The organism is Corynebacterium sp. HMSC08D02, from assembly GCF_001807505.1.
Lineage (GTDB): Bacteria > Actinomycetota > Actinomycetes > Mycobacteriales > Mycobacteriaceae > Corynebacterium > Corynebacterium pseudogenitalium.
Genome location: NZ_KV789236.1, coordinates 327837 through 344808 on the forward strand (window position 1 = coordinate 327837; position 16972 = coordinate 344808).

Below are 16972 nucleotides of genomic sequence, written 5' to 3' on the forward strand. Positions count from 1 at the left end.
GCCTACATGCGTTATCAACCTCGACATGCGAAGCCATCCCAACTGAGCCGCAAGCTTGCCGGTTTGAGTGTTGGAATCGGCGTCGCCGCCTCCATGCTTGCCCAGCCAGCGATGGCGGAGGCGCAGCAGATGCCAGCGATGTCTTCGAATGGTGGACTGGGTGCCCTGCTTGAGCAGACGCAGTCTCAGCTCTCCAGCATCGGCTCCAGTACGCCCGACGCACGTGAGCGAGCATGGCAGACCCGCAACTCGCTGCGCGCGCAGGCCGACGGATTGGCGGCAATCAACAAGGACCTGCCAGCCCAGGCGAAGGCAAGCATCGATGCTACTGTCGAACGCTTCTACCCAGGCCTGATCGCCGAGAAGACTCCGAAGCCAGCGCCGAAACCAGCTGCACGCCCGGCGCCACCTGCACAACCCGCGTTCGATTACGGCCCATGTCCGAAGGATGCGAAGGTGTGTGTGGACACCGGCGGACGCCGTTCCTGGCTGCAGAATAACGGCCAGATGTACTACACGGCTGACCTGATCGGTCCGGGCAGGCCTGGCCTTGATACGCCGAAGGGTACGTTCTACGTCAACCGCAAGGTGAAGGATGAGATCTCGTGGGAGTTCGGCAATGCGCCGATGCCGTACGCGACGTACTTCACCAACAACGGTATCGCGTTCCACCAGGGGGATCCGTCGATTCTCTCGCACGGCTGCGTTCGCATGTACCGCGCGGACGCCCAGCGCTACTTCCAGGATCTCGCTATCGGGGACAAGGTCTTCGTCTTCTAGCTGCTCCATTCTTTTCGACGCCCACCTGCGGACTTAGCTTCGCAGGTGGGCTTGTGTTTGCGCTGGTGACGGGATATAGTTGACCACTGGTGTTTATGCACCACGTAGTACAAGTATGTTTTACGTCAGCTACCAGCGGAAACACTGCGCATCAATGAGGATCGCTGTGTTCCGTGAGCTATAGGAAGTGGAGTGTATGGCAAAAGAAGGCGCCATTGAGGTAGAGGGTCGCATCGTCGAACCTTTGAAGAATGCTATGTTCCGTGTCGAGCTCGACAACGGGCATGAGGTCCTTGCTCACATCAGTGGCAAGATGCGCCAGCACTACATCCGCATCCTTCCTGAAGACCGGGTCATTGTGGAGCTGTCTCCATATGACCTGGACCGTGGGCGTATCACGTACCGCTACAAGTAATTTCGTTTGAAGCCTCCTTACCCAGACGCGTGGCGTTGCTGCGCGTCGCTTACCTTTGGCTACGGTGGCCAAAGCCACGTGTATCACGGCCCATCCTCCGGTACGGTCCGGATAAAGAGTCGGTTGGCGTGGGCGGATAGGGAGAAAACCGCCGTAACAACCCGAAAGGTACGTTCCACATGGCACGTCTAGCTGGTGTTGATCTTCCGCGCAATAAGCGCATGGAGATCGCACTTACTTACATTTATGGCATCGGCGCAACCCGCGCCAAGGAGCTGCTCGAGAAGACGGGCATTTCTCCAGACCTGCGTACGGACAACCTGAGCGACGATCAGCTGTCCGCACTGCGTGACGCAATCGAGTCCTCCTACACCGTAGAGGGCGACCTGCGTCGTGAGGTGCAGGCAGACATCCGCCGCAAGATTGAAATCGGCTCCTACCAGGGCCTTCGTCACCGTCGTGGCCTGCCTGTTCGCGGGCAGCGCACCAAGACGAACGCTCGCACTCGTAAGGGCCCGAAGAAGACCATCGCAGGAAAGAAGAAGTAATCCATGCCTCCTAAGACTCGTTCCGGTGCGCGCCGTGGTGGCCGTCGCATCGTAAAGAAGAACGTGGCTGCTGGCCACGCATACATCAAGTCGACCTTTAACAACACCATCGTCTCGATCACGGATCAGACCGGTGCTGTTATCTCCTGGGCTTCCTCCGGCCACGTTGGCTTCAAGGGATCCCGCAAGTCCACGCCGTTCGCTGCTCAGATGGCAGCTGAGAACGCTGCTCGCAAGGCGATGGACCACGGTATGAAGAAGGTTGACGTTTTCGTCAAGGGTCCAGGCTCCGGCCGTGAGACCGCAATCCGTTCGCTCCAGGCTGCTGGCCTGGAGGTGTCCTCGATCTCTGACGTGACCCCACAGCCGTTCAACGGCTGCCGTCCGGCGAAGCGTCGTCGCGTTTAAGGCAGAAAGGAAAAGAGGTAATACATCATGGCTCGTTATACCGGCCCTGCTACCCGTAAGTCCCGTCGCCTCCGCGTCGATCTCGTCGGCGGTGACATGTCCTTTGAGCGTCGCCCGTACCCTCCGGGGCAGGCTGGCCGCGCTCGCATCAAGGAATCTGAGTACCTGCTCCAGCTCCAGGAGAAGCAGAAGGCTCGCTTCACCTACGGAGTGATGGAGAAGCAGTTCCGTCGCTACTACGAGGAGGCCAACCGCCTCCCAGGCAAGACCGGCGACAACCTGCTGATCCTGCTTGAGTCCCGTCTGGACAACGTTGTATACCGTGCAGGTCTGGCGCGCACGCGCCGCCAGGCACGTCAGCTTGTTTCCCACGGTCACTTCACCGTGAACGGCAAGCGTATCGACGTTCCTTCTTACAAGGTCACGCAGTACGACATCATCGATGTTCGTGACAAGTCCCGCAAGATGCTCTGGTTCGAAGAGGCCCAGGACAACTTGCTGGACGCCGTTGTTCCGGCATGGCTCCAGGTCGTTCCGGACACCCTGCGCATTCTCGTGCACCAGTTGCCGGAGCGCGCTCAGATCGAGGTGCCGCTGCAGGAGCAGCTCATCGTCGAGCTCTACTCGAAGTAAGCCCGCTTACTTCACCCCGCACTGCGTCGATACGTACGTATACAAGTGGTGCGATATCTTTCCGAAAGTCCATATTCTCGCGGCTTCATATAGTGGTAGCCGGAAAAGGAGAAGTTCATGCTCATCTCACAGCGTCCGCAGCTGACCGAGGAGTACATCGATACCAACCGCTCGAAGTTCATCATTGAGCCACTCGAGCCAGGTTTTGGTTACACGCTGGGTAACTCCCTGCGCCGTACGCTGCTGTCGTCCATTCCGGGCGCAGCGGTTACCTCGATCAAGATTGATGGTGTGCTCCATGAGTTCACCACCATCAACGGTGTGAAGGAAAACGTTTCCGAGATCATCCTCAACATCAAGGACATCGTGCTGTCGTCGGAGTCCGACGAGCCAGTCGTGATGTACCTGTCCGTTGAAGGCCCAGGAGTCGTTACCGCCGGCGACATTGAGACGCCAGCTGATGTTCAGATCCACAACCCGGATCTGCACATCGCTTCGCTCAATGAGCAGGCACGCCTTGAGATGGAGCTTGTCGTGGAGCGTGGCCGTGGCTACGTCCCAGCGATGCCGAACTCTGGTGGGGAAGCCGGCCGCATTCCGGTCGACCAGATCTACTCGCCAGTGACCCGTGTTGCCTACAAGGTTGAGGCAACCCGTGTTGAGCAGCGCACCGACTTCGACAAGCTGATCATCGACGTGGAGACGAAGAACTCCATGTCCGCTCGCGACGCGTTGGCTTCGGCCGGTTCCACCCTGGTGGAGCTGTTCGGCCTGGCACGTGAGCTGAACACGGCAGCAGAAGGCATCGAGATCGGCCCGTCCCCACAGGAGACGGAGTACATCGCGGCTTACAACCTGCCGATTGAGGATCTCAACTTCTCCGTCCGGTCCTACAACTGCTTGAAGCGCGAGGGCATCAACACCGTCGGCCAGCTGGCTGAGTGCTCTGAAACCGACCTGATGGATATCCGCAACTTTGGCGAGAAGTCCATCAATGAGGTCAAGATCAAGCTCGCCTCCATGAGCCTGACGCTGAAGGACGCTCCGGAAGATTTCGACCCGACCCAGATCGAAGGCTACGACGCCGAGACTGGTGACTACGTCGACGACACCGCGGAAGAAACCGAGTAAACCAAGAGCACGCGCTCACAATCCCATACGAGGAGTACGAAAATGCCTACCCCGAAGAAGGGTGCCCGTCTCGGAGGGTCCGCCGCCCACCAGAAGCACATTCTGTCTAACCTGGCGCAGTCCCTGTTCGAGCACGGCGCCATCACGACGACCGATGCAAAGGCGAAAGCACTTCGCCCATACGCTGAGAAGCTGATCACCAAGGCGAAGGGCGGTTCCCTGCAGGAACGCCGCGCTGTTGCTGCGAAGCTTCCGAACAAGCAGATCGTTGCATACCTGTTCAACGAGCTTGCACCGAAGTTCGAAAACCGCAACGGCGGCTACACCCGCCTGATCAAGGTTGCACCTCGCTCCGGCGACAACGCTCCAATGACCCAGATTTCCCTGGTTCTGGAGCCAGCTGAGGCGAAGGCTTCCAAGGAGGACTAATCCTCCGCTGAGTGAGCTTTCCTAGCTCAACCACATGAGACCCCGCGTCCACCTTCACGGTGTCGCGGGGTTTTCGCATTCCAAGAGCACGCGACCAGTTTGCTAGCCTGTAACGAATGAACACGATGCGGCTGCGTTTCGACATCGCCTATGACGGCACCGACTTTCACGGCTGGGCCCGGCAGAAAGGCGACCTGCGGACCGTCCAAGGAACCGTTGAAGACGCGCTCGCGCTTGTGCTGCGCCACCCCGTCGCCCTGACGGTCGCGGGCCGTACGGATGCGGGGGTGCACGCCCGCGGTCAGGTTGCGCACGCGGACATTGCTCCGGAGTCATTGCAGCAGCGCTCTCTTGACGGTGATCCTGCGCGCCTGGTGCGTCGCCTTGCCAAACTGCTACCGGACGACATCCGAGTGCAACAAGTCCGGGAGGTTGCCCCTGAGTTCGACGCTCGCTTCTCGGCGATGGCGCGTCACTACATCTACCGCGTTACTACCAACCCAGCGGGGGCGCTGCCGACACGGACGCGTGACACTGCAGTGTGGGCTCGCCCGGTCGACGTGCAGCTAATGCAGCAGGCCGCCGACGTGCTGCTCGGGCTGCACGACTTCGCGGCGTTCTGCAAGCCGCGACCGCACGCGACGACGATCCGCGACGTGCACAGCTTTCGCTGGGTGGACGCTTCCACGGAGGCGGAGCCGCAGCTCTACGAGGCACACATCAGTGCCGACGCGTTCTGTTGGAACATGGTGCGCGCACTGACCGCGACGTGCCTCACGGTCGGGCAGGGCAAGCGCGACCTGGCGTGGGCCACTGGACTGCTCGACGCCACTGAGCGGCGCGCCGACGTACCGTTAGCCCCCGCGAAGGGACTGACATTCGACCATGTTGTGTACCCACCAGAGCAGGAGTGGGAGGCACGAGCCAACACAACTCGTGATCGGCGTTCGCTCTGAGAGCGCAAAGCGATAAGATTTCACCAGTCTCAACGTCTTAGGTCTCGAAGGAGTACGCGTGGTCACTGCCGGGATGTTCATAGCAGCGGTACTTGTGTTTGTGCTGCCAGGATTCCTGGTCAACGTCATCTCCGGCATGCGTGTGCCGGCGTCGGTGGTGGCGTCGATACCCGTGAGCTTCGGCATTATTGGCTTCAGCGCCTGGTCTTGGGGCCTGACGTCGGCGAGATTTTCGCCGTGGACGTTCTCTGTGAGCGTGGTGTTTGTGATGTTGTGTGCTGCGGGGTGGCGCTACGTGTTTGCGCGCCGAGCCCGCGAGCGCTGGACTGGCACTGGGCAACTGTCGTGGCGTCGGGCGCTGCTGCCGGGGACTCCGCAGGAGCGGCGCGAAGGAAGCGTGGTTGACCCCGTCTGGGTGCTGCCGCTGCTTGGTGTGATTGCGGGGTCGGCGATGCTGATCAGTGACAAGCTGCGGTGGCTGCAGGGAACTCCGCTGGGTTTGGCCAATATCGTGCAGGGTTGGGATTCCCAGTGGCACGCCAATACTGTGCGCTTCATCATGGATGAGGGGATTGCGTCGCCAACGCGCATGGGGGAGCTGATGTACCAGGAGACGCACAGTTCGCTGTTGTATCCCTCGGGGTACCACGCGGGGGTTGCGTTGTTTGCCAAGACCGCTGGGATGGCACCGATCCCCGCGCTGAACGTGGCGCAGGCGATTGTGCCCTCGGTGGCGGCTTGCGTGTCCGTGGCGTGCCTGGTGTTTGCGTTTCTGCGGTCACGGGGGCTGACGGCGCAGATCGCGGCGGGGTTCGCGCCGCTGCTGGTGTACGGTGCGCCGCAGCTGATGTGGGTGTCGGATTTTGTTGGCATGTGGCCGTACATGATGGCAGTTGCGCTCACGGGCATTGTGATTTGGCAGTTCCTGGAGGTGCCACGGCATCACAACTCGGCGTTTGCGGCGGCCATCGGGTTCTTCGGGGTGGTGGCGGTGCACCCGTCGCCGGTGACCACGATTGCGCTGGCGGTGGCCTTCGCTTGGTGCTTTTCGACGCTTCTTCGTCCCGTCCGTTCACGCCTCGTGGACACTGTCTGGTTAGCGGCCCCGGCGCTTGCCGGTGCGGTGCTGTTCCTGCCACAGATGTTTGCTGGTTCCGAGCAGGCGCAGGAGGTCGCGGGGTGGTCTACTCCGGAGGATGGCACGGCGCCAAATCCGTGGGCGCTCGCGATCACGATGGATACGCGCCACGTCACTGAGTACTTCCCGAACTACAACCCGACTGTGCTGCTGTGGCTCGCGCTCGTGGGGGCGGTGGCGCTTGTGGCGTGGCGTCGCCAGGTGTGGCCGGTGGCGTTCTACGTCCTGTCACTTGCGACGGTGGTGCAGGCAACCGCACCGCTTCCGCCGGTGCTGGACGTGGTGCCTTCGCTGGTTTCGGGGCTGCACTACAACACGGCGCACCGCCTGGTGTTGCCGGTGGTGATGTGCGTCATCGTCGCGGCGGCCATAGGGGCCTCGGTGATGATTCGGATGCTGACGTTGGCGCCGGTTGCCGCGCGTGAGGGCACGGTGGTGGCGAAGGGGGCGTCGACAATTGGGGCGGTGCTCGTGTCCCTCGTGGTGGCTGCGAGTACTGCGACCGCCGTGCACGCGAATGCGGCTCAATCGGCGGAGGGCATTTACACCGCTCCGCGCGTTGGTGGGCGGATGGTGAATAACAATGACTTGGCGGCGTTCGACTGGCTCGCGACGCAGCCTGCGGCGTGGGAAGGTGTGACCTACGGCGAGCCCGCAGACGGTCATTCGTGGATCTACGCCTACAACGGCGTGCCGACGCTTTCACGACACTACCTGTGGCCGGCGAAGACTCGCGGCGACGACACCGCAACTGCGCTGTTCGACGTAGAGATGCTCGGGCGTGGTGTACTCGGTGACGCGACGGCAAAGAATGCAGTAGACCGGGCCGTTGAGCGGCTGAATATCAAGTTCTACATCGCATCGCCGCCGTCGTTCTGGGCGCAGCAGCCACCTCGCGTGAACCTGAATAATGGCACCGCCAACAGCGCCCTGACCCCGGTGTACGTGAAGGGAGACACGGTGATCTTCGCGGTGAACGAGGCGTTTACGCGCGCCGAGCTCGCGGAGATGCAGCACGACGCCGTCAAGCACGGCTCGGAACCGCTGGAGCTTTGGTAGTGTAAGGCAGCGTTATTGGTTATCGGGGGGATACAACATCGGGGGTATACATGTCGCAGCGATTGTTGCCAACAACGCGACCGCAGGTGTCGGGGCACAGGTTCATGCAGCGCCGTGTGGAGCACGGCCTGATCTACGGCGATATCCGGATGATCCATGACCCGCTGGCGGCGCGGCGCCGCGCGGGGATCTTCGGGGCGGTCGGGGTGGTGCTGATCGCCGCGGTGATGGGGCTATTCGCCTGGATGAGCCCGAACCCGCACCCCGGCGAAGCCCCGATCGTGCGAGCTACTGACGGCGGCCTGTTCGTGCGTGTCGACGGCACCTTGCACCCTGTGACGAACTTGACTTCCGCTCGCCTCATCGCCGGGGAGGCCGCCGAGCCTGCCCGCGCCGGTGGGGACTACTTGGCCACGGTGCCGCGCGGCCTGCCAGTGGGCATCGTCGCGGCTCCTGGGATGTTTGCCCCTGAGGCCACGGAGGCGCATGCCTGGTCCGCGTGCCACACCGAGGGCAAGGTCACGGTGGTCGCGGGTCAGGCGCCTGCGCCGCTACCGAGGGGTACGGCGGTGCTGGCGGTGGCGGATCACCGTGAGTGGGTCGTCGATGCGCACGGTCGCAGGCAGCTGCCGCCATCCACCACGCCGGAGGGGCGCATCATGCGCCGTGCCCTGGGGATCGACGCCACGACGCCGCGCTGGTCGCCGCCGAACGCGGTGCTCGGCGCTCTGCGCGAGGGACCGGCGTTCACGCTGCCACCGCGCCTCCCTGAGGTACTGCGCACCCCGGAGGCCACCTGGGTGCTTACGGAGCACGGCGGTGTGCAGCAAGTCTCTGACACGGCCGCCCAAGTGCTTCTCGACGCCGGCGCCGCCTCCCGCGACGTCAACCGCGCAGACATCGCGCATTACCCGGACGCGCAGCCGCCACTGGACCTGCGCATCCCGCACGAGGCTCCGCGCTGGGTGCAACCCACACAGGACACGGTGTGCGTGAACGACAAACGTGGCGCAGCCACCTGGCCGAAGGATGCCGGTGGCGTGCTTGAAGGGGCGATTGCGCTGGCGGGGACGGGCACCGCGACCCACTTCGCGGGACTACGCGAGGGCGCCGTCGGCGTGGATACAGGGCAAGGCCTACTCGTGGTGTCGCCGGAGGGTGCCCGCCACGAGGTCGCCGGGCAGGCCACCCTCGAGCTGATCGGTGTGCGCCACACCGAGGAAGCGCCGTGGCAGATCGTTGCGCTTCTCCCAGCCGGAGCTCCGCTCGAGCGGTCGGTGGCGCTGAAACCGGTGGCGTCTTAGAGCCCGCGGCGTCCGCGGCCCCCACGGAGGGAGCGCGCCACGATCGTCAGCGCGATGCATGCCAAGAGCCCACCGAGTGCCAGCCCGGCGCGCCGGGCCGCAAGGGATGCGGTGGGCAACGGTGCGTCGATGGTGGTGACGGTTGCCTCGCGCGGTGGCGTGGGTGGGAGCTGCGTGACGATGTCTTCTGGGCGCAGCGCCCCGCCGGTGGGTTCCGCGGCGGCGTAGACGATCTCACGCACTTGTTGCGGTGAGAGGTGTGGATAGCGCTCGAGGAGGAGGGCGATGGCGCCACTGACGACGGGTGCGGCGAAGCTGGTGCCCACGTAGGGCTGCACGGTTGGTGTGCCGTCGGGTTGGAGCTCGCCGGTGATGCCGGTGGCGAACCCTGCGCCGTCGGACGCGAGGACCACGGGTGTGGTGCCGCGGGCGGAGAGCGGCGGCTTTGGGGATGCGATGGAGTAGTCGGCGACAGTGTGGGCGTCCTCGCGTGCGCCGACGGCAAGGACCGTGGGCATGTGCGCGGGGAAGACGGCGAAGCCGTGGGCGCATTCGTTGGTGGCGTTGCCGGCGGCGGCCACGACGACGGCGCCGGAGGTTTCGGCGCGGTGGAGTGCGGCCTCCAGCTCGCGGGTGTCCAGGCTTGTGGCGAGGTAAGGCGGCATGCAGGAGACGACTGAGATGTTGATGACGCGTGCGCGCTCGTCGACGGCGTTGTTGATGGCGTCAGTGAGGGTGGCGAGTGATCCTGTGGCCTGCTCTTCGCGGTAGTGCGCGGAGGTTTGCCGGATGGAGATGAGGTGCGCTGCGGGCGCGATGCCGAGGTCGCGGCTGGCGATGATGCCGGCGACGATGGTGCCGTGGCTGTCGCAGTCGAAGAATGGATCGGGGTCGTCGGGTGTGACGAAGTCCCGGCCGGGTGTGACCGGCGGCAGTTGCGGGTGCCGCGCGATGCCGGTGTCGATGACGGCGACGCGTACTCCGCGCCCGCTTGAGTGTCGGCGTGCGGCGAGGATGGCGGGGTCCGGTTCCGGCGGCGTGTTTCGGTCTTGTTTCAGGTGGGCGGGGCGGGCGCAGGCGTAGTCCTGGGCCAGCGCAGCCGGAGCCGCGATGGGCAGGGTCGTGCTCATGATGAGTGAGGCGCAGAGGGTGACGAAGAGGCGTCGAGAAGCAGTGGTGCGCATGGGCTTACAGCCCCCTGATGAGGTCAAACAGACCGGTGAGGTGCACCGCGAGCGGGATGACTGCGATGATGGCGGCGGCTTCGGCGCGCTCGAACCACACCACCGTGGTTGGCTCGAGGTCAGGCACGCGGCGCGACCAGATGACGGCGGTAGCGCACACAATGGCGATGCAGCCTGCGGCCACGAGGAACGCTGGGTGCGGGCTTGGCTCGTATACGGTGGCGAGCACCACAGCACCGAGCGCGCCGAGGGCCAGCGCCGTCAGTGCTATTCGCGGGGTGGGGTAGTGGTGGCGCACCGCGTGGATGAGTAGCGCGCCAGCCATGCAACCGGCGAGTGCGACGCGCCAGCCCAGTGCGGCGTCCATCGTGGCAATGCCGTAGAGCGCTGGTAAGCAGCAGGTGGTCACGGCACATGCAATCGCGGCAGATACGGTCAGCGCGGTGAGGCTGCGTGTATCGACGTCATGCTGGTACACATCCGAGCGATCAAATTCCTCGCCAGCGGTGGGGATGCGTGGCACCTTCAAGCCCGCGGCGGCCGTGGCGATATGGGGCGTGAGCATGACCAGCAGCAACCCGAGCAGTAGGACCACCGCCGCCCCCGCGTGGTGCTGCGGCAACCACGCACCGAGCGAGGCCGCGGCAAGGAGCAGCGCGCACACCGCCGCGAAGGTCGCGACCGCCGCACCGCACAGCCTGAGCATCGCGCCGATGACCACGCAGGCCAAGGCGGTGATCGCGGCAGCCAGCATCCCGATTGCTGTATCGCTCGACCCGTCCCACGTAGCCGGAGGCCCAGCCACCCAGGCGCCGACTGCGAAGGGGGCCGCGCACAGAAGCGCCACGTAAACCGCGCTGCTTCGCGCCGCGAGCGACAGCACCAGCGCCGCCGCAGCCGCAAGGCCCGCACCGAACGCCACTCCGCCGACCGTGCTCGCCACCGCTGCAATGCACAGCAGCCCCAACATGGTCGCGCCTATGTGCAGGCCGCGCACATCGCGGGCAGAAGCCGCCGCGGCGCTGAGCGAGTGGGCCGCGTCGCGGATCACAGGAGGTGCCGCCTGCTCCTGTGGGCGCATCACCACCGTCGCACCGTTTCGCATCTTGAGCTGGTACAACGGCACGTGTCCGTCCAGTGGGATGCCGGCCACGTTGGTGAACTCCCAAGGGCGGTGCAGCTGCGGCAGTTCCACGAAGCGCGCGATCTCGGGTATCAGCTCGTAGAGCGACGAGGACGTCGGCAAACTGAGATCGATATCGCGGTGAAGCGAAGCGACGTCGATACGAATGGTGACGTGCACGATGTGATGCGTTGCAGAAACTGCCACGATGAATCCCCCCGGAAAACAAACAAATGCGCGACTTGGCGCTTAACTTGAACAATGTAGCGCACCATCGCCTAGAATGCATGCAGACGTTGCGCGAGGGGGAATGCGCAACCGGGGAAATGCATGAGGGGGAATGCATGCTAGGTCTTGACCACGAACCAGTCGTGACACCATCGACGGCGCACACACTCGCGCCGCCACCACCACTGCCGACCGGCCAACTCCGCGCCGAAGCGGTTCCGCAGGCGCACAAGGACCAGCCGATGCCACTGTTGAAAGTGCTGCTCCCGGTGGTCATGGTGGTCGCCATCGGCGCGGTGATGGCGCTGATGGTGATGTCGGGGCGCACCGTGAGCCCAATGATGCTCATCTTCCCGGTCATGATGCTCTTCGGCATGGTCACCATGTTTTCGCCACAGGAGCGCCAGGGCGACATCGACGAGACGCGCCGGGTCTACCTACGCCACTTGGACGCCCTCGCTCACCGGGCACGCAGCAACGCTGAGGTCCAGCGCGAGCACGCCGAATACCTTCACCCGGCGCCGAACGCACTGCTCACGGCGGTGCCTGCGGAGCGCGTCTGGGAACAGTACGCCGCCTCGCCGTACGCGCTGCAGGTGCGCATTGGTGTTGGCGCGGTGGCACTGCATACCCCAATCGAGGTCGACGACCCTGGCTCGCCCGAGGACCTCGACCCGGTGTGCGCAGTGAGCCTGCGCAGGACGGTCGCCGCGGTGAACACGATCCAAGAGATGCCGATCGTGGTGGCGCTCAATGCGTTTCCCGTGATCACGATGGTGGGGCCGCGTGCGGCGGAGGTCGCGCGCTCGATCGTTGCCCAGCTGGCGTTTTTCCACGGCCCGGAGCTCGTCGGCATCGACGCCGCCCAGGCACCGAGCGAATTCGAGTGGGTGAAGTGGCTGCCGCACTCCGCCACGCCGGAGGCGGCCGAGTTCCAAGTCATACTTCTCGACGCCACCACCCACCCCTCAGTGATCTCCTTCAGCACCAGTGCCTCCAGCAGCGAGAACGCGTGCGTGCTGGTTATCCACCCGGACCCGGACTGGTTGGTGGATGAGGACGCGTTCCACCTTGTCTGCGACGACGAACTCCACGCGCTGACCGGGATGGGCTTGGAGTTTCTGGGCAGGCCCGACAGGATCGGTGTTGCGGAGGCGGAGCTCATCGCACGTCAGCTGGCGTTCTACCGCCGCCCCGAACAGCTCAGCGCCGAAAGCGCCTCCCACGGCGGCAAGCTGCTGCCGATGCTCGGCATCAGTGACATCGCTGAACTGGACGAGCACACCATGTGGACCGGGCGCGAGGGCACCCGCCAGCGCCTCATGGTCCCGATCGGCTCGACTGCCCAGGGCCAGGCCCTCTACCTGGACCTGAAAGAGTCCGCCCAGGGCGGGATGGGCCCACACGGGTTGTGCATCGGTGCGACGGGGTCCGGAAAATCGGAACTTCTCAGGACGCTCGTGGTGGCGCTTGCCGCCACGCACTCGCCGGAGGAGCTCAACCTTGTCCTCGTGGACTTCAAAGGCGGCGCAACGTTTCTCGGCTGCGAGTCCTTGCCTCACACCTCGGCGGTCATTACCAACCTGGAGGACGAATCCATCCTGGTTGAGCGCATGTACGACGCCATCTCCGGTGAGATGAACCGTCGCCAGGAGCTGCTGCGCAAGGCTGGGAACTACGCCAATATCACCGACTACACCGCGGCCCGGCTCGCGGGCGAGGATCTCGCGCCGCTGCCGGCGCTGGTGATCATCCTGGACGAGTTTTCTGAGTTGCTCAGCCAACACCCGCACTTCGCTGACCTGTTCGTGGCCGTCGGCCGACTTGGCCGCTCGCTGGGCGTGCACCTGCTACTTGCCTCCCAGCGCTTGGAGGAGGGCAAGCTGCGCGGGCTGGACTCGCACCTTTCCTACCGAATTGGTCTCAAGACGTTCTCCGCGGCCGAATCCCGCCAGGTGCTCGGTGTGCCGGACGCCTACGAGCTACCCAGCGAGCCCGGCGCGGGCTTCTTGTCCACGGGCTCAGGCGACTTGGAGCGTTTCCGCGCGGCGTACGTGTCGGGGCCGCTGGAGCGCGCCCGCGGCGTGACCAGGCGCGAGGCGGCCGCGGAGGTTCGCCTGTTTCACGGGTGGGAGCCTCCGCCGGTGGAGGACGCGAAGGAGAGTGCCGGCGTCGATACTGATGTGACCACGACGTTGCTGGCGGCGGTCGTCGAGAAGTCGAGGGAGGTGGCGGATGCACTGAGCATGCGGGCGCACCAGGTGTGGCTGCCGCCGCTGCCTGCACAGATTGAGCTTTCGCAGGTCTACGGTGGCAGCGAGACGCTGCCGAAGCTGCAGGCGATCATCGGGGTCATTGACGAGCCGCTCAAGCAGCGCCAGGTGCCGCTCGTGCTGGACCTGTCGGTGGCGGGTGGTCACGTGGCGCTCGCGGGCGGGCCACAGACAGGCAAGTCGATGGCGGTGCGCACGATGGTGGCGTCGCTCGCGCTGCGCCACTCCACTGACGAGCTGTGCTTCTACATTATCGACGCCGGCTCCGGCGACTTCAGCGATCTCGCCGAACTACCGCATGTGGCGGGTGTCGCGCAGCGCACGGACGAGGAGCGCGTGCGCCGCGTCGTCGACGAGCTGGTCGAGATGCTCGACGACCCGCAGCGGCGCACGAAGCGCCACACCGTGTTGATCGTGGACGGCTGGCACACGTTGCTCGCACCGGATGCGAAGACGGAAGACTTGTGTGAACCGCTGACTCGTCTTGCTGCGGAAGGCCCGGCTGTGGGCATTCACCTGGTTGCGACTACGCAGCGTTGGAACGCGATCCGCGCGAACGTCCGCGACGTGATTGGCACGAGGATTGAGCTGCATCTTACCGAACCGATGGACTCGGTGATTGATAGGAAGGTGCAGGCGAAACTTCCCGCGCTGCCGGGCCGCGGCATTACCGAAGAAGGGGCGTTCATGCTGGTCGCGCACACCTCCGCGCAGGACGTGGCACACGTCCGCGCAGCGACGCAGGGTCAGCCTCCGGTGCCACGCCTAAGGGTGCTGCCGAGTCACGTGGAGGTTGCGGACCTGCTCACCTCGGGAGGCCAACGTCTGCCACTCGGCGTCGGTGGACCCCGACTTGCACCGCTGTGGAGCGAGTCTGGCCACCTGCTGGTCATCGGTGCGAGCGGTGCTGGCAAGTCCACAGCGATTGCCTCGGCCATCACCGCGATTGAGGCGATGGGCCGTGAGCAGGCCCGCATGGTGATTCTGGATGTGCGCCGCGCGCACCTCGGGCGGGCGAACCCAGACATGGTGGCGGCCTACGCAGCCTCTACCAGCGCCGTCGACGAGGCGGTCAGTGCGCTGATCACCACGCTGCGCGGCAGGCTACCCGGGTCGGATGTGACCCCGCAGCAGCTCGCGCAGCGTTCCTGGTGGGAAGGCCCGGAGCTCTATCTCGTCATCGACGACCTCGAGCTCGTCCCGGAGGACACCCTGCGCGAGCTGGCCACGCTGTTCCCGCACGCCCGCGACATTGGCCTGCACGTGGTGGCCGCCCGCAAGTTCGGCGGAGTATCGCGCGCCATGTTCGGCAGCTTCCTGTCCTCGCTGAAGGACCTGTTGCCCGACGTCGTCATCCTCGACGGAACCAGGGACGAAGGCGCGCTCTTCGGGGTGCGTCCAGTCCCACAGCCGCCCGGCCGAGGCCTGCTCGTCCAGTCAGGTGAGGCCCGTGGCCTGGTCCAAGTCGCAGCACCCTACCCAGAAGGAGGCACTCTATGAAACCCGATCTTCGCATCACCATGACGTCCACGAACACCGTGTTCACCGGCGCCGCCAACGTCCACCGTTTTGACGGCCCCGGCCCGCGGGAAGTCGCGCAGTACGTGCGCGGGCTCTTCGGGCCCGACCCGGGCGGCGCCGTGATTCAGATCGCCGCGAGCCCCGAGGACCTCGATCAGTTTGAGCAGGCCATGAGCGGCTACGACGTCACCATCACCGGCGAGCCCCTCGAAGTGGAAGTCGATCCACCGACTGAGGAGCAGCCCGCCATCACCGCCGAAGACCTTTCGCCACGCCGCGCGTGGTGGCCGTTCGCCGCGCTTGGCGCCGCAGTGGTTGTGGTCGCAGCAATCTGCGGGTTCGTGCTCTTTCGTTTCTTATCGACGCCCTCTTCGCCCACGTCCGCCCAGGCTTCAGAAGGTGCGACATCGACCACTGTGCTGCACAGTCAACCGACGGCCTCGCGGGCGTCAACAAGCCCCTCTCCTTCTGTTGCGAGCGAGCCTACCGCCGTGCGAATCGCGCAGGACGGACTTGCGATTGAGCTGCCTCCCGGGTTCCAACTCGCGCAGCACGAGCAGGGCTGGATGGCAACAGGCGCCGACCCCGACATGCGCGTACTGATCTCCGCAGAGAACCGCTACACGCTGCCGCCCGAGCAGTTCGTAGCGCAGCTGCTCGGGGGTATCGAGCGCGACCCCGAGCTCACGCTCGTGGATCACAACCTCCACGCCGTGACGTACCGCGAGACCGCCCCCGGAGGCGCCGAAACGCTGTGGCGAACTTGGGCGCAGGATTCTTACCAGCTTTTCGTGGCATGCCAGACGCGGCAGGCGCCCAGCAGGGTGCAGCAGGCGACGTGTCAGATGGCCTTCGACACCGCCGAATTCACGCCACCGACAGGGGAGGGGTGAGACAAACTCGCAGCATACACGTGGTGGGAGGGCGGGGAGAAAAGTTTCTTCAACATTGAGGGAACCGGAGCACCAAAACGTGCGTCCAACTATATGAACAGCTTGGAAGGCTGTCGTTACAACCAAGACACAGTACCTAGTAGGGGGATTGAACATGGAACAGTTCAGAACAGAAGCCGACGTCATGCGCGCAACTGCCGACCGGGCAGATGACACCAACGCAAACGTCAACCGAGAAATCGACCGCGTGCAGCAGGTCGCGGAGTCCACGCGCAGCTACTGGGTGGGCAATGCGCAGCGCAGCTTCGATGACCTGATGGTCCGCTACGACGACGCGCAGCGACGCCTCTCTGAGGCGCTGCGTGACATCGCGAACAACATCCGCGACAACGCCAAGAACTACGAGAACACCGACGCTACGAACACCGACAACTTCCGTTCGCTGTCCGGTTCCGCGGGCTTGGCTCTCTAAAACGCTCCCAGCGGTTCTCAGCAGACACAACGACCATCTTCCGAATGTAAAGGGACATACTCATCATGCAAATCAAGTACGACTTCGCCCAGATCGCCAACGCAGCTGAAGACATGCGCTCGTCGGCGACCCGCATCACCAGCCAGCTCAACGAGCTGAAGCAGATCATCCAGCCGATGGCGCAGACCTGGGAAGGTACCGCAGCGTCCGCGTACCAGGCGCACCAGGCGAAGTGGGACCAGGCCGCAGAGGATCTGAACACCATTTTGAACCAGATCGCCAGCACCGTTGAAGACGGCAACTCCACCATGCTCGCGGTAAACAACGCCGCGGCAAACAGCTGGGGATAACAACACAGAAGCTTGCTGAACAGCAAGGCGCCAGGGGGAGCGTCTTGCTGTTCAGTGCTTTGTGCTGTAAAGTTTGCAGCTTGTGTGCCGTGCTGCTTGTCGGGTCTCCACCGGCCGCCGTCTGAGC

General features: G+C 64.4%; 15 protein-coding genes and 1 pseudogene. 14 read left to right on the top strand and 2 right to left on the bottom strand.

What is annotated here, in order from left to right:
• The first annotated feature begins 6 nt into the window (after window positions 1–6).
• The 10 genes and pseudogenes from HMPREF3170_RS02725 to eccB all read left to right on the top strand — a co-directional run bounded on the left by HMPREF3170_RS02725 (window position 7) and on the right by eccB (window position 8801).
• Entirely contained in the window at window positions 7–780 is a 774-nt protein-coding gene (locus HMPREF3170_RS02725) for a L,D-transpeptidase (RefSeq protein WP_070477570.1), read from the top strand.
• A gap of 196 nt (window positions 781–976) precedes the next feature.
• Complete coding sequence (gene infA, locus HMPREF3170_RS02730) at window positions 977–1195, top strand: translation initiation factor IF-1 (protein ID WP_018017508.1); 219 nt, start codon at window positions 977–979, stop codon at window positions 1193–1195.
• Window positions 1196–1374: 179 nt separating this feature from the next.
• Window positions 1375–1743: a 30S ribosomal protein S13 gene (gene rpsM, locus HMPREF3170_RS02735; protein ID WP_070477572.1), complete on the top strand. Its 369-nt coding sequence runs from the start codon at window positions 1375–1377 to the stop codon at window positions 1741–1743.
• 3 nt (window positions 1744–1746) lie between these two features.
• Window positions 1747–2151, top strand: a complete 405-nt coding sequence (gene rpsK / locus HMPREF3170_RS02740; RefSeq protein ID WP_070363064.1) for a 30S ribosomal protein S11 — start codon at window positions 1747–1749, stop codon at window positions 2149–2151.
• Between the two features lie 27 nt (window positions 2152–2178).
• On the top strand, window positions 2179–2784 hold the full coding sequence (gene rpsD / locus HMPREF3170_RS02745; protein WP_070363063.1) for a 30S ribosomal protein S4: 606 nt from the start codon (window positions 2179–2181) through the stop codon (window positions 2782–2784).
• A gap of 117 nt (window positions 2785–2901) precedes the next feature.
• Entirely contained in the window at window positions 2902–3915 is a 1014-nt protein-coding gene (locus HMPREF3170_RS02750; protein ID WP_070363062.1) for a DNA-directed RNA polymerase subunit alpha, read from the top strand.
• A gap of 42 nt (window positions 3916–3957) precedes the next feature.
• A pseudogene (rplQ, locus tag HMPREF3170_RS02755) lies at window positions 3958–4338 on the top strand (50S ribosomal protein L17); the annotation flags it as partial.
• Window positions 4339–4460: 122 nt separating this feature from the next.
• Window positions 4461–5300 carry a tRNA pseudouridine(38-40) synthase TruA gene (truA, locus tag HMPREF3170_RS02760; RefSeq protein WP_070477574.1) on the top strand — a complete coding sequence of 280 codons (840 nt, stop codon included), beginning with the start codon at window positions 4461–4463 and terminating at the stop codon, window positions 5298–5300.
• Between the two features lie 58 nt (window positions 5301–5358).
• Window positions 5359–7497 (top strand): DUF6541 family protein, encoded by a 2139-nt coding sequence (locus HMPREF3170_RS02765; protein WP_246814894.1) that lies wholly within the window; start codon window positions 5359–5361, stop codon window positions 7495–7497.
• A gap of 50 nt (window positions 7498–7547) precedes the next feature.
• A complete protein-coding gene (gene eccB, locus HMPREF3170_RS02770; RefSeq protein ID WP_070477576.1) occupies window positions 7548–8801 on the top strand; it encodes a type VII secretion protein EccB in 1254 nt (417 codons plus the stop codon).
• Here the strand turns inward: eccB and HMPREF3170_RS02775 are convergent.
• On the bottom strand, window positions 8798–9985 hold the full coding sequence (locus HMPREF3170_RS02775; protein WP_070477578.1) for a S8 family serine peptidase: 1188 nt from the start codon (window positions 9983–9985) through the stop codon (window positions 8798–8800). The two genes, eccB and HMPREF3170_RS02775, sit on opposite strands and share 4 nt — an antisense overlap.
• A gap of 4 nt (window positions 9986–9989) precedes the next feature.
• The gene (gene eccD, locus HMPREF3170_RS02780; protein WP_168161607.1) at window positions 9990–11315 is read right to left on the bottom strand and encodes a type VII secretion integral membrane protein EccD; all 1326 of its coding nucleotides are present in this window, start codon (window positions 11313–11315) and stop codon (window positions 9990–9992) included.
• Between the two features lie 137 nt (window positions 11316–11452).
• Between eccD and eccCa the strand changes: the two genes are divergently transcribed.
• The 4 genes from eccCa (at window position 11453) to HMPREF3170_RS02800 (ending at window position 16845) form a co-directional block, all read left to right on the top strand.
• Window positions 11453–15109: a type VII secretion protein EccCa gene (gene eccCa, locus HMPREF3170_RS02785; RefSeq protein ID WP_070477581.1), complete on the top strand. Its 3657-nt coding sequence runs from the start codon at window positions 11453–11455 to the stop codon at window positions 15107–15109.
• A complete protein-coding gene (locus tag HMPREF3170_RS02790) occupies window positions 15106–16023 on the top strand; it encodes a type VII secretion-associated protein (protein WP_070477583.1) in 918 nt (305 codons plus the stop codon). Before eccCa ends, HMPREF3170_RS02790 begins: the two co-directional genes overlap by 4 nt.
• Before the next feature lie 154 nt (window positions 16024–16177).
• The gene (locus HMPREF3170_RS02795; protein ID WP_070477585.1) at window positions 16178–16495 is read left to right on the top strand and encodes a WXG100 family type VII secretion target; all 318 of its coding nucleotides are present in this window, start codon (window positions 16178–16180) and stop codon (window positions 16493–16495) included.
• 65 nt (window positions 16496–16560) lie between these two features.
• Window positions 16561–16845, top strand: a complete 285-nt coding sequence (locus tag HMPREF3170_RS02800) for a WXG100 family type VII secretion target (RefSeq protein ID WP_070477587.1) — start codon at window positions 16561–16563, stop codon at window positions 16843–16845.
• The last annotated feature ends 127 nt before the right edge of the window (window positions 16846–16972 follow it).